We start from the raw sequence: 18534 nt of genomic DNA, 5'->3' as shown, positions 1-18534 counted from the left end.
CCTCCTTTACGCGTCAGGGCGTGGGTCAGGATTATCGAGCACGGCCTGGGTTTGTTCGGCGCGAAAGGCCTCGACCGCCTCACGTACGCCAGCGTCTTGCAGGCCAACGATCTGCGCGGCCAGAAGGCCCGCATTGGTCGCCCCCGCCTTGCCGATCGCCAAGGTCCCCACCGCGATACCGCCGGGCATTTGCGCGATCGAGAGCAGCGAGTCCAGCCCTTTCAGCGCTTTGGACTCCACCGGTACGCCTAAAACAGGCAGCGGCGTTTGCGCGGCGACCATGCCGGGCAGGTGGGCGGCACCGCCGGCGCCGGCCACGATCACCTGTAGGCCGCGTTCGGCCGCCCCCTTGGAGTAGTCAAACAGCAAATCGGGCGTGCGGTGCGCCGACACCACGCGGGTTTCATACGCCACGCCTAACCGTTCCAGCATGGCCACGGCGTGCTCCATCACCGGCCAATCCGATTTAGACCCCATGATCACCCCGACTTTGGGTGCGCTGTTTGACGACATTTTCTACTCCTCGGCGCGTTTAACGCTACATTAAAAACAGGGCCGATAGTCTAACAGAGCGCACCCCCTAGCGGGCGCTTTGCAAGACCATCAAATTCCTTTGCCTAGCGCGGCGCTTGGCGGCAATGTTGGAGCCGCGAAGCGGTGGAAAAATCGTCCGGCAACAGCGGGCTTGTTATGCACTATTCGTAGTGGCTCCAGAGCCTGAGAACTTTCACCACTTGCTCGTCCTCGAGCACTTGGTAAACCAAACGATGCTGAATATTAATGCGGCGCGAATAGGCCCCCGCAAGATCACCAATTAGCTTTTCAAACGGAGGCGGCTTGCGGTATGGATCCTCCGCTAGCAGCGCTAACAGTGCCTGAGCTTTAGGTTTGATGCCGCTGGAGGCCAACTTCTTAGCGTCTTTCTGGGCTTGCTTGGTGTAAACCAACGTCCATGTCACCAGTCCAGCTCCTCATCGCATTCATCCACCGGGGTATCCATCCCCTCACGAATAGACTCCCGCATTCCGGGTACGGAGAGCAGGTAAAGTGTTTCCTGAATGGCAGACCAGTCTTCCTCGGAAACCAGGACGGCTTTGTTTCGCTTGCCCATGATAACGATCGGCTGGTGGGACTCCGCCGTTTCATCGATCAACCGATACAGGTTGCTGCGAGCCTCGGTAGCAGTGATTCCGGCCATGACGCACCTCTTGCGTGATTAACGTATGACCAAATGTACGCCCTTATGCACGTACGTCAAGACGAACGTTTTGTATAAAAACATCGAGAAAGTAGAGAATTCGTGGGCGTGCGCAGCTCCTGGGTTGAAGAAACACCCATCCACGCTAAATTAACTCTAAGAAGTATTGAAAACCCCGCCAAGTGGCGGCATTGTGTGGATGTCATTTCAGACTAGATGGAGCCTCATGAGTACGGCACGCTCATATGCAAACGCGGAACTGACCGACCCTCCGCGAAGTGGCCCTGACGAATTAGACGTCAGGGAGCTAGAAAAACGTACGCGCTTGATGCGTATTATTATCCGTCTTATCGCCGTATCCGATCTCGGCAGTCGTGAGATTGCCCGGCGGGCCGGATTACCGGTGCAGAAGGTAAGCGATATTCTCGCCGGAAGGCTTGAGCACCTTAACGTGGACGAACTCTACGTTTTGCGTCGCACGCTGGAGACGGAGGCGCCATTGCATTAACGCGCCCTAAAAAGAGACCATCGCCTTTAGCGCACACCGTCGAGTGGCGCCAAACAAAGCGCCCCAAACCGCGTGATTCAACCGCGTTTTGGGGCGCTTTTTATCTATTAAGGACCGATGAGCAGTCCACCCAGCGCCATGATGATCACCACCGCCCAGGCGGGCAGCTGCCAACGCACTAACAGCAAAAAGCCAGTCAGCGCCAAGGCAAACTCCGGCGTGTCGATAATCGCGCTCGTCCACACCGGCTGGTAGAGCGCAGCACCCAGAATGCCCACCACCGCCGCGTTGGCGCCGCGCATCAACGCCTGAGCGCTGTCCCACTGCCGAAAGCGGTTCCAGAACGGCAACACGCCCACCAGCAGCAAAAAACCGGGAATGAAGATCGCCAGCAGCGCCACCATGGCGATAAACACGCCGCCGCTCCCCGGCATCAATGCGCCCAAATACGCCGAGAACGTGAAAAGCGGCCCGGGAATCGCCTGCGCGGCGCCGTAGCCGGCCAAAAACGCCTCCGCGCTTACCCAGCCCGACTGCACCACTTCCGCTTCCAACAGCGGCAGCACCACATGCCCACCGCCAAACACCAGCGCACCCGAGCGGTAAAACGCATCGATCACGTTCAGCGTCTGCCGGTCGAACGCGGCGGCAAGCACGGGTAGACCGACCAATAAGCCCGCGAAGAGTGCAAGCGAAAGCACGCCGACTTTTGCAGTGACCGCGAAATGCAGCGATTCGCTCGGCGCGTCGGCCGCGGCCTGACGGCAAAGAACCAGCCCGGCCACACCTGTCTGTTATACGCAGCGAAATGTGTGTTAGAGACAGGGCAAGCCCGGCCACACCGCCCAGGGCAATCGCCGCCACCTGCCCCAGCGGCCCGCTCACTGCCGCCACGGCCAACACCGCCGCAAGCGCGATGCCCGTGCGGGTTCTGTCCGGGCAGAGATTGCGCGCCATTCCCCATACCGCATGGGCGACAATCGCCACCGCGGCCACCTTTAACCCATGAACGATGCCGCTGGCGACGGGGCCCTCCAACAGCGCCGCGCCCAACGCGAATAGCACCAGCACCACCGCCGAGGGCAGCGTGAACGCCAGCCACGCCATGGCCGCGCCCCAAGGCCCACCGCGCATTAGCCCCAGCGCAAAGCCGACCTGGCTGCTCGCCGGCCCGGGCAAAAATTGACACAGCGCGACCAGATCGGCGTACGCCTGCTCGCTTAGCCACTGGCGGCGCGCGACAAACTCCGTGCGAAAATAACCCAAGTGCGCCACGGGCCCGCCAAAAGAGGTCAGCCCGAGGAGCAAAAACGCCTTGAACACCTCAGTGATGCGCCCGCGGTTGTGTAAATGCTCTGCCATTGTGTCCCCGCTTAGCCCATAAAAAAAACGCAAGGCGTTGATGTTACGCCTTGCGCTTTATCGCTTTATGACACTCTGATAATTACGCCACGTTACTCGAAGTCCGTCACCGCGCCGGTGCTGGCGGAGCTCACAAGCCGGGCGTATTTCGCCAACACGCCGCGTGCATAGCGCGGCGCGGGCTTGCGCCATGCCGTGCGGCGACGCATTAACTCGTCGTCGCTTACGCTAAGCTCTATGGTGTCGGCTTCGGCATCGATGGTGATGGTGTCGCCATCTTCAACTAGCGCCAACGGGCCGCCATCGTACGCCTCGGGGGAGACATGCCCCACCACGAAACCGTGGCTGCCGCCGGAGAAGCGCCCATCGGTAATCAACGCCACATCGTTCCCCAGACCGCGACCCATAATCGCCGAGGTGGGCGTGAGCATCTCGCGCATACCCGGGCCGCCTTTGGGGCCTTCGTAGCGAATCACCACCACGTCACCCGCCACCACGGTGCCATCGTTAATCCGCGCCTGGGCCTCCTCTTCCGAACCAAATACCCGCGCTGAACCGCTAAAACGGGTGCCCTCTTTTCCGGTGATTTTCGCCACCGCGCCTTCGGGCGCCAGGTTGCCCCAGAGGATACGCAGGTGGCTTTCACTTTTAATCGGCTTATCCAACGGCGCGATAATTTGCTGATCCCCCGGGTAGGGCTCGACATCGGCCAGGTTTTCCGCCAGCGTTTTACCGGTAACCGTCAGGCAGTCGCCGTGCAGCAAGCCGGCGTCGAGCAGCGTTTTCATCAGCGGCTGAATGCCACCAATCGCCACCAGCTCGCTCATCATGTAGTGACCGCTAGGGCGCAAATCGGCGACCACCGGCACTCGCTTGCCGATTTGGGTAAAGTCATCAAGCGAGAGCTCAACCCCAATGGTGCGCGCCATGCCGATCAAGTGCAGTACCGCATTGGTCGAACCGCCGAGGGCAATCACCACGGTAATCGCGTTTTCGAACGCCTCGCGGGTCATGATATCGGAGGGCTTGATGTCATCGGCCAGCAGCGCGAGCACGGCCTCCCCCGCCGCCTTGCAGTCGTCGCGCTTGTCGCGGGAGATGGCGTTTTGCGCCGAGCTACCCGGCAGGCTCATGCCCAGCGCCTCGATCGCCGAGGCCATGGTATTGGCGGTGTACATGCCACCGCACGAGCCCGGGCCGGGAATCGCGGTTTCCTCGATCTGTTTGAGTTCGATCAGGTCGATATCGCCGCGCGAGTGCGCGCCCATGGCCTCGAATACCGAGACAATATCGGTATGGTTCTTGCCCGGCATGATGGTGCCGCCATACACAAAGACACTCGGGCGATTGAGCCTGGCCAGGCCCATGACACAGCCCGGCATGTTCTTATCGCAGCCGCCAATCGCGACCAAACCATCAAACCCTTCACAGCCGGCCACGGTTTCGATGGAGTCGGCGATCACTTCCCGCGACACCAGCGAATACTTCATGCCCTCGGTGCCGTTGGCGATACCATCGGAAATGGTGATGGTGTTAAAAATCACGCCCTTGCCACCGGCCGCATCGGCGCCGTCGCGGGCAAACTCGGCCAACTCGCCAATATGGCTGTTGCACGGCGTCACCATGCTCCAGGTCGAGGCCACCCCCACCTGGGGCTTATTGAAATCGTCGTCGTTAAAGCCCACCGCGCGCAACATCGCGCGGCTGGCGGCTTTGCCGGGGCCGTCGACCACGGGGGCAGAGTGGCGGCGCGTCGTGTTCGAAGATTCGGTCATGGGAGGCTCCTCTCGGCATTGTTCACGGTATCCGCACAGCTTGGCGTTGCCATCACTTTCACGCAAGGCTAAAGACGCCATAAGTTCAGTTATCCAATACACATTATTGCCAAGAGCGAGCGTCACGAGGCAGATCACCACGCGGATCGAAGGCTTCTAATACATTTGTACTCGGCCAGCGCTGTTTGATCATCAAGCGCTAAATATCAGGCAGCCACGCCGGGGCGGTTTAATCGACCACCATGTTCTCTCGCTCCAGCACCGCTAGTGGGCGAAAATGCCCATTTTGGCACATGCACACGATAGGCCTGAGTATTTAACGCTGGCAGTACAATCATCCCACCACACCAGCTTGCAGCGCTTTGACATAACGAAGAAGGTCATCGGCACGCCCTTCACTCACCAATTGCTCGGGGGTTTTATAATCAAAGGCACCGATAGGCTCATTGCGAAACCAAAACAATGCATCGTGGAAATCGCCATTAATATCAGCCGCCGCTCCCAATACCCGAAGTGCATCACGCAGAAAGCGTTGGAGCTTCTCCGCGCCCTGCGCCCTAGAGATAGTTGTGCGATGCACGTGCGCGTGACTGGCCAACGTTTGAATATCCATGCTCAGGGCGCTGGCAAGCAGTTTAGGATTAATGAGCGGCTGGCGCTCTTCCCGAGCGACCCCTTTCAAGTCAGCAAGAAACCGAGCAAAGGAGTCTGGGGCTTGATAGCCCATCGGGTCGCTATTTGATTCCTCTATCGCTGTCACCATGACAAGCCTCCCGCTACGCTTATGCAACTAAAAAACAACATATATTCGTCATAGCAGTTGAGAACCAAGATGCTAACGCATTGAGCTTTGGCCAACCACTTATGGCACCATACGGCTAGCCCACCACCGCCGTGAAGGAACACTGCCTTATGTCCACACACTCGCTGCTTGCACAAACGCCGTTAACCCCGGGCTTTATGGTGGTGCATGGCAACCGCCTGGAAGATCTGCGCGGGTTGGCGGTTCAGTGGATGCGCCTGCACCCGCTGGGGCCGCTGGAGAACGAAACCATTCTGGTGCAGAGCAACGGCATCGGGCAGTGGCTGAAATTGGCGCTGGCGGAAGACCCGGACAACGGCGGCGCGGGGATCGCAGCGGCGCTGGATGTGATGCTGCCCGCGCGGTTTTTGTGGCAGGCCTACCGCACGGTGCTGACTCACACTGTCCAGAACGGTGCAGGGCACAATGAAGACGCCGTGCCGGAAACCTCGCCGTTCGATAAATCGCGCTTGGTCTGGCGGCTTTTACGCCTGCTGCCCACGCTTGCCGGGCAGCCGGTGTTCAAGCCGCTGGCGCAGTTTCTGGAAACCGACCGCGACCAGCGCAAGCACTACCAGCTAGCCGAGCGGCTGGCGGACCTGTTCGACCAGTATCAGGTCTACCGCGCCGACTGGCTGGACGCCTGGGCCAACGGCGACGACGTGCTGATTACCGCCCGCGGCGAGGCCCGCCCCCTGGAAGACCACCAGCGCTGGCAGCCTGCCTTGTGGCGCATTCTGCGCGACGACGTGGCCGCCACCCAGGGCGGGGCGGGACTCAACAGCAGCCGCGCCCAAGTGCATCGACGCTTCTTGAAAGCCACCGAGCAGCTGGATGGCCAACCCTGCCCGCCGGGCCTGCCCCGGCGGCTGATTATTTTCGGTATTTCATCATTGCCCCAGCAGACGCTGGAAGCCCTGGCGGCGCTTTCGCGCTGCTGCCAGATCGTGCTCTGCGTGCACAACCCGTGTCAGTTCTACTGGGCGGATATCATCGAGCACAAGGATCTGCTGCGCGCCAGCCGCTATCGCCAGCGACGCAAGACCGGCATGCCCGAAGCGCTGGATGTGCTCGGCACGGGTGATGCCATTGATGCTCTGCACCTCCACGCCCAGCCGCTGCTTGCCGCTTGGGGCAAACAGGGCCGCGACTACCTGCGCCTGCTGGATGAACACGACGACACGGGCGACTACCAAACCCTTTTTGAGCAGCAGGCGCTGCGCATCGATATGTTCGAGCCGTTCTCCGGCGAGCGCGGCTGCCTGCTCAGCCAGCTGCAGGACGATATCCGCGAGCTGCGCCCGGTGGCCGAAACGCAGACCCACTGGCCCGCCCTCGACCCAGCGGACGACTCCCTGGTGTTTCATATCGCCCACGGCCCCCAGCGGGAAGTCGAGATTCTCCACGACCAGCTGCTCGCCGCGTTTAGCGCCGACCCCGAGCTGCGCCCGCGGGATATCATCGTCATGGTGCCGGACATCGACCGCTACGCGCCGCACATCGACGCGGTGTTCGGCCAGCTGTCTTCGGACGACCCGCGCTTTATTCCCTATACGCTCTCCGACCAGGCCAGCCGCCACCGCCTGCCGCTGATGATTGCGCTGGAAAAGCTGCTGCGCCTGCCGGAGCTACGACTTTCCGTCAGCGACTTGCTGGATCTTTTGGACGTGCCCGCCCTGCGCCAGCGCTTTGGGCTTACCGAGCGCGACCTGCCGGTGCTCGAGCGCTGGATGGAGGGCGCGGGCATCCGCTGGGGACTGAATGCCAAGCAGCGCCAAACGCTCGAATTGCCCGGCGGGCTCAGCCAGAACACCTGGGCGTTTGGCCTGCGCCGCCTGCTGCTGGGTTACACCGTGGGCGAAGGCCACGCCTGGCAGGGCATCGAGCCGTTCGACGATATCGGCGGGCTCGAAGCGGGCCTCACCGGGCCGCTGGCGACGCTGTTGGAAAAGCTTGAAGCCACCTGGGAAACGTTTCGCCAGCCCACCGATGCCGCCGGTTGGGTAGCGCGGCTGCGCGCCCTGCTGGAAACCTTCTTCCTCACCGACGACGCCCAGGAAAGCGTGATGCTCACCAAGCTGGAAAATGGCCTGCAGCAACTCCTCGAAAGCAGCCGCGAAGCGAAGCTTGACGACCCGCTGCCGCTCTCCATGGTCCGCGAGCACTGGCTGGCGCAGATCGACGAGCACAGCCTCTCCCAGCGCTTTTTGGCCGGAGCGGTGAATTTCGCCACGCTGATGCCCATGCGCGCCATTCCGTTCAAGCGTGTCTGCCTTTTGGGCATGAACGATGGCGAATACCCCCGCTCCCAGCCGCCGCTGGACTTCGACCTGATGGGCAGCGACTACCGTCCCGGCGACCGCTCACGCCGGGAAGATGACCGCTACCTGTTTTTGGAAGCGCTGCTCTCCGCCCGGGATCAGCTCTACGTCAGCTGGGTGGGCCGCAGCCAGATCGACAACACGACGCTTCCGCCCTCGGTGCTGGTCGGCCAGCTGCGTGACCACCTGGAAGCCGGCTGGCGGATTGAGAGCGGCACGCCGCTACTCGATGCGCTTACCACCGAGCACCCGCTACAGCCGTTTAGCCGCGTTTACTTCAACGACGCCGCCAGCCGACTGTTCACCTATGCCCATGAATGGCGTGGGGCCCACGAATGGCGAGAGGAGTACGCCCCGCGCACGCCCCCAAGCGCCCAGGCGCCGCTACCCAAACCGGAAAACGCCCCTGCGAGCCTCAACCTCGGCCAGTTGGGCGGCTTTCTACGCGAGCCGGTGCGCACCTTCTTTAATACTCGGCTAGGGGTGTATTTCGAGCAGGAAGCCATCGCCGAGCTGGATGCCGAACCCTTCACGCTGGACGGCCTGCAAAACTGGCAGCTGCAAGACCGGCTGATTGCCGCCCAGCGCCGCGCGGTGGATAACGGCGAGCCGCGCCTTGAAGCACTGAACACAGAGCTTGAACGCTTCCAGCGCCAGGGTGTGCTCGCCATGGGCGCCTTTGGTGATCGCATGCGCGACGCCCTGGCCGAGCCGATGGACGACCTATTCAGCGCCTACCAAGACGCGCTGGCCCAATGGCCGGTGGCACTTAGTGCGCCGGAAGCGATTCACTTGGAAGGTAATGACGGCATCGTGCTGGAAGACTGGCTGGGTGAGCTGCGCCACAGCGAACACGGTGAGCGATGCCGATTGCTGCTGCTCAGCAGCAGCCTGATCAAGAAAAGCAAGTACCAGTGGCATCATTTGCTGCGCCACTGGGTCGCGCATTTGGCGGGCAATCTCAGCGGCCCGATGACCACCCAACTGCTTTCCAAAGCGGGCAATATCACGCTAGATCCCATCGCCGCCGATACCGCCCTTGCCCATCTCCACACCCAGCTAAACGCCTGGCAAGCAGGCCTACAAGCCCCGCTGCCGCTGGCGCCTCAGGCGGCATTTGCCTGGCTGACCAAACTCGGCACGCCGGAGATGGCGGAAGAGAAAGGCCGGGAAAGCGACGCCTACGTCGCCGCCGAAGCCGCCTATGAAGGCGGGCGCTACCAGACCGGCGAAGTCGCCCAAAGCGCCTACCTAAGCCACCAGTGGCCCCGCTTCGAACGGCTATTCAACGAGCCAACCCAACACGGCCACCGTTTTGCTACGCTCACCGAGGCGCTCTACGCGCCGCTGTTTTATGCGGTCAAGGGTTAGACTCGATACAGTGCTAGACTTTATAAACAGGCTCAGAGGAAAGGAGAGGCCTTCTTCATGCGACTCACTCAATCACAGCGTTCCATTATTGTCTCTGGTGTACGTGAGTTCATCGGGCCTTCCGTGAGCGTTCATCTGTTTGGCTCGCGTCTGGACGACTCAAAGCGAGGCGGCGATATCGACCTACTACTGATCTCCAGGACAGCGATTCCTCTGCTTGCCACTGCCGAGCTCAAAATGGCATTGGAGGAACGCATTCAACTGCCGGTAGATATCGTGACCTGCGTATCGACGGATGAGCCAACTCCTTTCCAGGCCATAGCGCTGGGGCAGTCGATCCCTATTGATGGTGAGGAAGCGGCATGAGTCAGGATATTCTCAGCGACCAGCAACGTCATCTTGCGCAGTTACTTGAAGCCATCCAGCGCTGCGCTTGGTTTCTGCAACAGTCTCGCAACAAGGTGACTTGGCCGATTGACGGAGAGTGGCTGGCAGATCACAAGAAAGATGTTGCGCTATTCGAGACGCTCGCCGCCATCAACGAACGTTTTGCCAAGCTGCAGGATTCCTTAGCGTCAGCAATGCGGCACAGTGCCTTGCTTGCAGGTGAATCCACCGACAGCTTTCTCAAGGTACTTGCGCTGTTTGAAAAGCAAGAGGTCATTAACGCGACAAGTGATTGGCAACGCTGCCGCGCTATCCGCAATATTGCGGCACACGACTACGCAACGCCCTACGCTCAGATAGCAGAACACTTCAACCTTCTGAACGAACTCGCCGACATACTCCTGCATACGTCTCGAAATCTCGTGGCCTGGTGCGCTGACCAACTCCAGATTCATCCCGCAAGCCAAGACTTCACCACTGAGTTTGACAGTATCTTTTTATGAGCCAGCCCACCCCACTCGACCCACTCACGCTCCCCCTCCACGGCAGTCGGCTGATTGAAGCCAGCGCGGGAACCGGCAAGACCTTCACCATCGCGCTGCTTTACGTGCGCCTGGTGCTGGGCGGCCAGCACCGCGACGACGACACCGCCTTCGTGCGCCCGCTCACGCCGCCGGAAATCCTCGTGGTCACCTTCACTAACGCCGCGACCCAGGAGCTGCGCGAACGCATCCGCCACCGGTTGGTAGAAGCCGCCGCGGTGTTTCGTCATACGCCTGCTGCCGAGCCACCGGCCGCTGACCCGCTCCTACTCCAGCTCCGCGACCAGTACGACCCGGCCACCTGGCCCGCCTGCGCCCGCCGCCTAGAGCTGGCCGCCGAGTGGATGGACGAGGCCGCCGTCTCCACCATCCACAGCTGGTGCTACCGCATGCTGCGCGAACACGCTTTCGATAGCGGCAGCCTGTTCTCTCTCGACCTGGAAAACGACCAGCACGAACTCGAACAGGAAGTCGTCCGCGACTACTGGCGCACCTTCTACTACCCACTGGACGCCGAAGCGCTGGGCAGCATCACCCGCTACTGGAAATCGCCGCAGCAACTCCACGAAGACGTGCGCAAACTGCTGCCCGAAAGCGACGCCTTGGGTAGCGAGCGGCCCGCACCCGCCGACACCCTCAGCGCCGCCGAGGCCGAACGCCGCGCCACGTTAAACGCGCTAAAAGCCCCCTGGCCCGCCTGGCTGGATGAACTCGGCCCCGCTCTTGAAGACGCTGCCAAGCGCAAAGCCTTCAAAGGCCAAAGCTTCAACGCCAAAAGCCGCGCCAACTGGCTGGGCGCGCTGCGCCAGTGGAGCGAAAGCGACCTGGAGCGCCCCGCACTCACCGACGCCGCCTGGAAACGCATGACGCCGGACGGCATGGCCGAGATCTGGAAAGATGGCGCGCCACCCTGCCCAGAGATATGGCAAGCGCTGGCCGAGCTACCCGCCGCGCTAAACGCCCTGCCCGAGCCGCGCAACGACCTGCTGGTTCATGCCGTGCAGTGGTGCAAAGTGCGCCTAGAGCGCGAACAGGAGCGACGCGCCGAAATGGGGCCCAATGACCTGCTCACCCACCTGGACCGCGCCCTGCAGGGCCCCAACCGCGACGCGCTGGCCGCGCAGATGCTGCGCCAGTTCCCCGTGGCGCTGATCGACGAATTTCAGGACACCGACCCCATCCAGTACCGCATTTTTAACGCGGTGTTTGATGTCGCCAAGCCGCGCCGCGATGCCGCCATTCTGCTGATCGGTGACCCCAAGCAGGCCATCTACGCGTTTCGCGGTGCGGATATCTTCACCTACCTAGAGGCCAGAAGACACACCGCCGGCCGCCACGTTACGCTGGGCACCAACTTCCGTTCCAGCCGCGCCATGGTCGAAGCGGTCAACCACTGTTTCCGTTACGCCGACCAGTACCCCGCCGGGGCCTTTCTGTTCCGCGAAGAGAGTGGCGAGAACCCGCTACCCTTCCAGCCGGTGGGCGCCAAAGGTCGCGACGAACAGCTGATGCACCAGGGCCAGCCGCTGCCCGCGATGACGCTGTGGCCACTTGAAAGCGACGAGCCGCTCTCCAAAACCGCCTACCAGACCGAGATGGCCGAGCGCTGCGCCTCGTACATGACGGAACTGCTCAAGGCAGGCCAGCAGGCACAAAGCGGCTTTCAAGACGGCGATGCGCTTACACCGCTCAAGCCGTCGGACATGGCGGTGCTGGTCAACGGCCTGCAGGAAGCCCGCGCCATTCGACTGGCGCTGGCCAGCCGTGGGGTCAAAAGCGTCTACCTTTCTGACCACGACAAGGTCTTCAGCTCGCCCATGGCCGCCCAGGTGGAGCGCTGGCTGCGCGCCTGCGCCGAGCCGTTGGCGAGCTCCCGCCAGGCCGAAGCCCACCTGCGCGCGGCCCTGGCCACGCCGGTACTGGGCCTGACGCTCGCCGACCTGGACCACCTGCAACAGAGCGAGCTGGCCTGGGAAGAGCGAGTGGAGCAGTTCAGCCGCTACCACCGGCTGTGGCAGCGCCAGGGCGTGCTGCCGCTGGTGCGCCGCATGATGGTGGACTTCGACATCCCCGCCCGCCTGCTGGCGGCGTTCGAAGACGGTGAGCGCTTGCTAACCGACCTTTTACACCTGGGTGAACTGCTCCAGCAAGCCAGCCAGGAACTGGACGGCGAGCACGCGCTGATTCGCTTTCTGGCTGATGCCATCGCCGACCCGGACAGCCACGGCGACACCCACAAGCTGCGCCTGGAAAGCGACGCCGATCTAGTCAAGGTAGTCACCATCCACAAGTCCAAAGGGCTCGAGTACCCGCTGGTATTTTTGCCGTTCATCGCCAACCATCGGCCGGTGAAAGCCGGTGACGTACCGCTGCGCTGGCACGACGGCGAAGGCAACCTGCAACTCAGCCTGGAGGCGGACGAGACCACGCTGGCCACCGCCGACCGCGAACGCCTGGGCGAGGACCTGCGCAAGCTCTACGTCGCGCTGACCCGCGCGCGCCACGCCACCTGGCTGGGGCTCGCGCCGCTCAAGGGCATTGAGGACAGCGCCATCGGCCACCTGATCAACGGCGGCGAAGCCATGGCGCCGGACACGCTCAGCGAAAAACTGGCCGACCTAGCCGCCGGCAGCGAGATCCGTGTCGACGAACCGCCCGCGCCCACCGCCCAGCGGCTGGCGCCCCTCAAGGAGACCGCCACGCTGGGCCATGCCCGCACGCCGCTGCGCCCGGCAAAAGAGCACTGGTGGATTGCCAGCTACTCGGCGCTGCGCCTTTCCGGCACGCTGACCGCCCCGATCACAACGCCGCTGGAACCCACCACCGCCCAGGAAGCCACCGCGTTCGAGGTGCTGGACGAACCCCAGGAACTATCTCAAGAACGATCCCAGCTAGAAGCGTTTCACTTACACAAGTTTCCACGTGGCCCCGGCCCCGGCACCTTTCTGCATGGGCTGCTGGAATGGGCGGGCCGGCAAGGCTTTGACGCCGCCGCGACCGACAGCGATGCCCTCGACGATATGCTCTGGCGGCGGGTGCAGCTGCGCGGCTGGCAGACATGGCAGGAACCGCTTTCCGGCTGGCTGAAAGCGCTGCTCACCACCCCGCTGCCGATGGCCTCTGGGCAGAGTGTGGCGCTTACCGAGCTTGCCCGCTATCAGGTCGAATTGGAGTTCTGGCTGGCCGCCAAGCAGGTGAATACCCAGGCCATTGACGCAGTGGTTAGCAAGCACTTACTGCCGGGCTACGAGCGACCCGCACTGGATGCTGACACCCTCAACGGCATGCTCAAGGGCTTTCTTGATTTAGCCTTTGAGCACCAGGGGCGCTTTTACGTGCTCGACTGGAAATCCAACTACCTGGGGCCGGACGATAGCGCCTATGAACCGGACGCCCTGCGCCACGCGCTGCTGGCCAAGCGCTACGACCTCCAGGCCGCGCTTTATCTGCTGGCCATGCACCGGCTGCTCAAGGCTCGCCTGCCCCACTACGACCCGCACCAGCACTTGGGCGGCTCGATGACGGTCTTTCTGCGCGGCAGCCGCAGCTTGGAGCGTGGGGTATTTTTCGAGCCTGCTCCGGTTGAGCTGATCAACGCCCTGGATCGTCTGTTTACAGGCGCTTCATCGTCATCCCCCGCACAGGAAGCGCTAGTATGAGTCAGCCTAAAGACACCCACACCCTCGACCTGTTTGGGGATGCCCTGACTCACCCTGCGCTGAGCGACACCGCCGAGCTAATGGCCCTCTGCGAGCGCTGGGTCGCCCGAGGCTGGCTACGCGACCTGGACCGTGCCCTGGTGCGCTTTTTAGCAGAGCAAGCACCGGATGCCCCTGCGCTGCTACTGTTAGGCGCGGCGCTGGCCAGCCACCAGCTCGGTCGCGGTCACGTGTGTTTGGATCTCAACGCCACGCTGAACGCGCCGGATTTCGCGCTTTCGCTACCGCCGGAAGGCGACGACCTCACCGACCCGCCGGTGCTGCCAAGCGACGTGCTGGCCACGCTCACGCTGGCCGACTGGAAGGCCGCGCTTGACCACCCCACGCTAGTCAACCAAGGCTCCGGCAATACCCCGCTAGTGCGCAGCGATAGCGAACACACCACCCGCCTCTACCTACGCCGCTACTGGCAGTATGAACAAACCCTGCACCAGGAAATCGCCAGCCGCCTTGAGGCGATGGAAGACCCCAAAACCCCTGATTTACTCCCCCAGGCGCTGGACGTACTGTTCCAACAAACCACGCCCCTGGACTGGCAAAAAATCGCCTGCGCGCTGGCCGCCCGTAGCCGCTTCGGCCTTATCACCGGCGGCCCCGGCACGGGTAAAACCACCACCGTCGTTCGTCTACTCGCCCTGCTGCAAACCCTGCAACTGGCCCAGCACCCCAGCCAACCGCTGCGCATTCGCTTGGCCGCCCCCACCGGCAAAGCCGCCGCCCGGCTGAACGAATCCATCGCCGGGCAGGTGAACGATTTACCGACTGCTCAGCTAAAAGCCCTCTTAACGAATCGCGTCGTGAGTGAAATAGCGATTCCCACCGAAGTGACAACGCTGCATAGGCTGCTTGGTGCAAGGCCGGACACCCGCCACTTCCGCCACAACGCCGCCAACCCGCTGGCGCTTGACGTACTGGTGATCGACGAAGCCTCGATGGTGGATATCGAGATGATGGCCGCCGTGCTGCGCGCACTGCCCGCCGATGCCCAATGCGTGCTACTGGGGGATAAAGACCAGTTAGCCTCGGTGGAGGCTGGGTCGGTGCTCGGCGATCTTTGCCGCCGCGCCGAGGCCGCGCACTACACCCCGGAAACCGCCCGGTGGCTGGAAAGCGCCACCGGCCAGCCGCTGCCCGAGCACTACCTGGACCCCAACGGCCAGCCGCTCGACCAGGCGATTACCATGCTGCGGGTTAGCCACCGCTTCAACGCCGCCAGCGGCATCGGCCAGCTAGCCCAGGCGATCAACCAGCCCCGCCACACCCAGACCGATCAGGAAAAACAGAAGTCGATAAACCGCGTGCTACGCCAAGGCTACCCAGACCTGCACCACCTTGTTCTGACCGACGATGCCGCGCTGGATAAGCTGGTCATTCACGGCAGCCCCGATAAGTTTCTCAACGGCGGCGAGGACCGCGTGAATCATAAAAACGAACCCATCGCCCCGCCCACGGGCTACCGCCACTACCTGAACACGCTAAATGCGCAGCGTCCGCAGGGACTGACGTTTGAGGAAGATCAACAGGCGTATAACGACTGGGCCGGCGCGGTACTCAGCGCCTATAGCCACTTTCAGCTGCTGTGCGCGCTGCGCAAAGGCCCCTGGGGGGTAGAAGGCCTGAACCAGCGCATTGCTAAAACGCTGCGTAGCGAAAAGCTGCTGTACGGGAGTGATTTCACGCTGGAAAAAGGCTGGTATGAAGGCCGCCCAGTGCTGGTGACGCAAAACGACTACGGCCTGAAACTGATGAACGGCGATATCGGCATTACCCTGGCGGTGCCCGACCCGCGCACGCCGGGTAAATCGTTACTGCGCGTCGCCTTTCCTTATACAAGTGCAGCCAGCGACTCGGAAAAAACCATCAACTGGGTGCTGCCCTCCCGCCTGCACGCGGTGGAAACCGTCTTCGCGATGACGGTTCACAAATCCCAGGGCTCGGAGTTCAAACACACCGCCCTGCTGCTACCGCCCACCATCAACCCCATCCTCACCCGCGAGCTGGTCTACACCGGCATCACCCGCGCCCGCGACTGGCTCACGCTGATCGAAGCCAAACGCGGGATATTGAATGATGCGGTGACGAGGGAAGTGATGAGGGTGAGTGGGATGGGAAGGTTGTAATCAAAGCCGACATTACCAATGCTAGTGGTGACGGTTTTCGGCCAATTGCGGACATTGAGGCGATTCTGATGTAGCGGTTTAACGCCTTGCTCACGGGAGAATTGGGAGCACAGCGAGTAATTTTTCCGTGTGCAGCAAATTGTTATGCACCAAGCTAGTACTGGAACTGTACAATATTACTGACAACAACATCTTTGCCTGGCTTCAATGGATTCGGTTGGTGAATTGCAATACGAGCGCTTTTCATCTCGAAATCTGCTTTCTGGAGCTTAAACTCGACACCTTCCAGTTGCCGATGTGAGTACCCGTCAAATACCCATACGACTTGGTTTGGTTCAAGCGGATCAGAAAGCTGAACTCGAACTAAAATTTCTTCTTCGTAGTTGTAGCTATCAGACAATTCAAATACGTTTACTTCTCCGGGCTCTTCTTTATTAAAATCCTTTCCTAGAACGTAATCCCGCCCTCCAACATTCAGTCCAACTATTTTCTTATGCGATATTTTTCCATCATCGTTGAGTTGCTGGTGCTCTGCTTTGCTTATAATTTCTTTTCCTGCCCCGCTCTCAGCCTCATTTCGTGGTCGAGGCGGAGATGGCTTTAGATCACTCCGTTTTCCGTTTGCTAACAATTCCTGCAGACGCGCAATTTCAGTATCTCTCTCAGTAAGGTCAACATAGTAACGAGTCTCAAGTTCGTTGACCTTCCTTTTTAATTGAATGTGCTCCTCTTTAGATGCTGGGGTTTCATCCTCGACTTCGAGCTTTATTTTTTTTAGCTCTTTAAGTTGATTCCGCGTGTACCGGTAAACATACTTCGCTGGAAAAGGATATGCGTACAAGAATGCCATGCCGCTGACCATTGGAAGAAACACAAAATAAATGACGCTCAAGTACCAGTTGGGATACAAGACATTTTCAATAAATGCAATCTTATCGGCTGGAGGAGACGACGCAAATAATATCAGGATTAGCTTGTAGTTCCAAAACACCCACGCGACAGTGACAGCACCTAGCAATGGGTTCGTTACTCGCTCATATAGATGAGCTCTAATTGAACGCGAAAGCTCGTCAATCATTACGACGTGATTCCTTGTATTGCATAACGCCCGCATTTGCGGCTGGTTTGGAGCGCAGCGGAAAACCAGTCCGACAACATGTGCTTGTTAGATTTTTATAATTGTCACGTTTATATAACAGCATGGCGCCCTATGTGAACTGTCTCAACAAACCTTCTAAGGTCCTCCAAACGATCATCATGTAGCGGTATTGAGGATAAAAGCTTGGTGACATATTTCGGGCCATGACTGCCGATTTCTGGGCAAAAATTCTCTATTTCACCTACTGGCACAAGATATATACCTATCTGTTCTAGCCTTTCCTTAAGAGCGCCATAGTCTTTCTGCGCTTCTCCTCTTGGTATACCACGCGAACCATATTTTTTTACTTCAGCCCAAGGTTTTCCTTGCTTCATCGCTTCTATTACGTCACCTTTCGGTAGTTTTTCTGGCTCTGCTTCTTCTAAAAGTGCAGTAATTTCACGTTTTATTTCTTCTGCTTTTTTTGGCTTTATTCCTTCTCTAACAGCCGCGTCAACACGACGCCAAAGCGGCTCTATAGATTTCCATGAACCTCCAAATGCTCCGACTGTAGCTTCTACTAAGCTGCGTTCTGACAAAAAATCAATGTCAAAAACAGCCTTTATTGGAACACCGATTTTACGTAACACTGTTGCTACTTTAGGAACTCCATGCTTTCCACCAGTGGGAACGTAAGAAGTGTCCTGCCATACACCTTCTGAGGAAGAAGATAAATGATCTGCCACACAGTTTATTAGACGACAATCACTATCATCTTCACAAATAACCGTTTGCTCGTGAAAAATACCTTCAAGAGCATTCGAATAACGAAGCTCAGGCTTTTCCCAAAGCTCCTTAATCACATCGGGAGATGCTTCGGAAACTAAGTTCGCACTTCCCTCACGACGGAGTCGAAGAATACGGACGTTACCTTGCGTACCTTCTAAAAAACCTCGCATAATGTCACTGCTGTGCGTCGCCACAAGCAACTGCCCCTTAACTTCTGCAGCTAGAGTCTCTCCTAGGCGACGCATTTGGGGTGGATGCAAAAAAGCTTCTGGCTCGTCGATCAGTGTTATATCTCGATTTGCAAAAATGGCGTCAAAAAGTATACCTGCATAACTTTTCATTCCGTCACCCTGCTTATCAAGCAACGGATTCTCTCGCACAGAACTTACATAAAGATTACTAACTCGATCAGTTACGTTTTCTATATCAGGAGTTTCCCCGCCTCATTCATGAGAACGCCGATTGAGCATTTTTACAGCCCCGGGTTGCCAGCTTCGGTCTTCAGTAGCCGTATTTATGGCGTGTGCATCTGCTGACTAATGCTCCAATGGTGATCTTAACT

The 18534-nt window shown here is 59.8% G+C and carries 14 protein-coding genes and 1 pseudogene; 6 read left to right on the top strand and 9 right to left on the bottom strand.

The annotated features are described in order from the left end of the window. Positions 1–6: 6 nt before the first annotated feature. From purE to BQ9846_RS01455, 3 genes are all read right to left on the bottom strand, one after another. The gene (gene purE, locus BQ9846_RS01465; protein WP_075878845.1) at positions 7–513 is read right to left on the bottom strand and encodes a 5-(carboxyamino)imidazole ribonucleotide mutase; all 507 of its coding nucleotides are present in this window, start codon (positions 511–513) and stop codon (positions 7–9) included. A 182-nt stretch (positions 514–695) separates the two neighbouring features. After that, positions 696–959, bottom strand: a complete 264-nt coding sequence (locus tag BQ9846_RS01460) for a Txe/YoeB family addiction module toxin (RefSeq protein ID WP_075878844.1) — start codon at positions 957–959, stop codon at positions 696–698. Continuing rightward, entirely contained in the window at positions 956–1198 is a 243-nt protein-coding gene (locus tag BQ9846_RS01455) for a type II toxin-antitoxin system Phd/YefM family antitoxin (protein WP_075878843.1), read from the bottom strand. The genes BQ9846_RS01460 and BQ9846_RS01455 overlap by 4 nt, the downstream gene beginning before the upstream one ends. A gap of 226 nt (positions 1199–1424) precedes the next feature. Between BQ9846_RS01455 and BQ9846_RS01450 the strand changes: the two genes are divergently transcribed. Continuing rightward, entirely contained in the window at positions 1425–1706 is a 282-nt protein-coding gene (locus BQ9846_RS01450; protein ID WP_075878842.1) for an XRE family transcriptional regulator, read from the top strand. Between the two features lie 107 nt (positions 1707–1813). Here the strand turns inward: BQ9846_RS01450 and chrA are convergent. The 4 genes and pseudogenes from chrA to BQ9846_RS01430 form a co-directional block, all read right to left on the bottom strand. Further along, a pseudogene (chrA, locus tag BQ9846_RS01445) lies at positions 1814–3068 on the bottom strand (chromate efflux transporter). 92 nt (positions 3069–3160) lie between these two features. Next, on the bottom strand, positions 3161–4843 hold the full coding sequence (ilvD, locus tag BQ9846_RS01440; protein ID WP_075878841.1) for a dihydroxy-acid dehydratase: 1683 nt from the start codon (positions 4841–4843) through the stop codon (positions 3161–3163). A 206-nt stretch (positions 4844–5049) separates the two neighbouring features. After that, positions 5050–5181: an RES domain-containing protein gene (locus BQ9846_RS17130; protein WP_328585362.1), complete on the bottom strand. Its 132-nt coding sequence runs from the start codon at positions 5179–5181 to the stop codon at positions 5050–5052. Beyond that, positions 5178–5606 carry a DUF2384 domain-containing protein gene (locus BQ9846_RS01430; RefSeq protein ID WP_075878840.1) on the bottom strand — a complete coding sequence of 143 codons (429 nt, stop codon included), beginning with the start codon at positions 5604–5606 and terminating at the stop codon, positions 5178–5180. The genes BQ9846_RS17130 and BQ9846_RS01430 overlap by 4 nt, the downstream gene beginning before the upstream one ends. A gap of 149 nt (positions 5607–5755) precedes the next feature. Between BQ9846_RS01430 and recC the strand changes: the two genes are divergently transcribed. From recC to recD, 5 genes are read left to right on the top strand one after another with little or no spacing between them, the layout of a single operon-like run. Then, entirely contained in the window at positions 5756–9337 is a 3582-nt protein-coding gene (gene recC, locus BQ9846_RS01425; protein ID WP_075878839.1) for an exodeoxyribonuclease V subunit gamma, read from the top strand. Between the two features lie 57 nt (positions 9338–9394). Then, the gene (locus BQ9846_RS01420) at positions 9395–9703 is read left to right on the top strand and encodes a nucleotidyltransferase domain-containing protein (RefSeq protein ID WP_075878838.1); all 309 of its coding nucleotides are present in this window, start codon (positions 9395–9397) and stop codon (positions 9701–9703) included. Then, positions 9700–10227 (top strand): hypothetical protein, encoded by a 528-nt coding sequence (locus BQ9846_RS01415; protein WP_075878837.1) that lies wholly within the window; start codon positions 9700–9702, stop codon positions 10225–10227. Before BQ9846_RS01420 ends, BQ9846_RS01415 begins: the two co-directional genes overlap by 4 nt. Beyond that, entirely contained in the window at positions 10224–13925 is a 3702-nt protein-coding gene (gene recB / locus BQ9846_RS01410) for an exodeoxyribonuclease V subunit beta (RefSeq protein ID WP_075878836.1), read from the top strand. The genes BQ9846_RS01415 and recB overlap by 4 nt, the downstream gene beginning before the upstream one ends. Next, positions 13922–16105: an exodeoxyribonuclease V subunit alpha gene (gene recD, locus BQ9846_RS01405; protein WP_075878835.1), complete on the top strand. Its 2184-nt coding sequence runs from the start codon at positions 13922–13924 to the stop codon at positions 16103–16105. Before recB ends, recD begins: the two co-directional genes overlap by 4 nt. 154 nt (positions 16106–16259) lie before the next feature. Here the strand turns inward: recD and BQ9846_RS01400 are convergent, their stop codons facing one another. Both BQ9846_RS01400 and BQ9846_RS01395 read right to left on the bottom strand, forming a co-directional pair. Further along, entirely contained in the window at positions 16260–17183 is a 924-nt protein-coding gene (locus tag BQ9846_RS01400; RefSeq protein WP_075878834.1) for a hypothetical protein, read from the bottom strand. A gap of 110 nt (positions 17184–17293) precedes the next feature. Continuing rightward, entirely contained in the window at positions 17294–18313 is a 1020-nt protein-coding gene (locus BQ9846_RS01395; protein WP_075878833.1) for an AAA family ATPase, read from the bottom strand. Positions 18314–18534: the final 221 nt, after the last annotated feature.

Source organism: Vreelandella massiliensis (assembly GCF_900155385.1).
GTDB lineage: Bacteria > Pseudomonadota > Gammaproteobacteria > Pseudomonadales > Halomonadaceae > Vreelandella > Vreelandella massiliensis.
Note: the sequence above shows the minus strand (reverse complement) of the source record. Positions and strands in the feature narration are given on the sequence as shown.

Excerpts from the sequence above, each read along its gene's own strand:
- purE (WP_075878845.1), bottom strand. The coding sequence starts at position 513 with ATGTCGTCAAACAGCGCACCCAAAGTCGGGGTGATCATGGGGTCTAAA.
- BQ9846_RS01455 (WP_075878843.1), bottom strand. The coding sequence starts at position 1,198 with ATGGCCGGAATCACTGCTACCGAGGCTCGCAGCAACCTGTATCGGTTG.
- BQ9846_RS01450 (WP_075878842.1), top strand. The coding sequence starts at position 1,425 with ATGAGTACGGCACGCTCATATGCAAACGCGGAACTGACCGACCCTCCG.
- ilvD (WP_075878841.1), bottom strand. The coding sequence starts at position 4,843 with ATGACCGAATCTTCGAACACGACGCGCCGCCACTCTGCCCCCGTGGTC.
- BQ9846_RS17130 (WP_328585362.1), bottom strand. The coding sequence starts at position 5,181 with ATGATTGTACTGCCAGCGTTAAATACTCAGGCCTATCGTGTGCATGTG.
- BQ9846_RS01430 (WP_075878840.1), bottom strand. The coding sequence starts at position 5,606 with ATGGTGACAGCGATAGAGGAATCAAATAGCGACCCGATGGGCTATCAA.
- recC (WP_075878839.1), top strand. The coding sequence starts at position 5,756 with ATGTCCACACACTCGCTGCTTGCACAAACGCCGTTAACCCCGGGCTTT.
- BQ9846_RS01420 (WP_075878838.1), top strand. The coding sequence starts at position 9,395 with ATGCGACTCACTCAATCACAGCGTTCCATTATTGTCTCTGGTGTACGT.
- BQ9846_RS01415 (WP_075878837.1), top strand. The coding sequence starts at position 9,700 with ATGAGTCAGGATATTCTCAGCGACCAGCAACGTCATCTTGCGCAGTTA.
- recB (WP_075878836.1), top strand. The coding sequence starts at position 10,224 with ATGAGCCAGCCCACCCCACTCGACCCACTCACGCTCCCCCTCCACGGC.
- recD (WP_075878835.1), top strand. The coding sequence starts at position 13,922 with ATGAGTCAGCCTAAAGACACCCACACCCTCGACCTGTTTGGGGATGCC.
- BQ9846_RS01400 (WP_075878834.1), bottom strand. The coding sequence starts at position 17,183 with ATGATTGACGAGCTTTCGCGTTCAATTAGAGCTCATCTATATGAGCGA.
- BQ9846_RS01395 (WP_075878833.1), bottom strand. The coding sequence starts at position 18,313 with ATGAAAAGTTATGCAGGTATACTTTTTGACGCCATTTTTGCAAATCGA.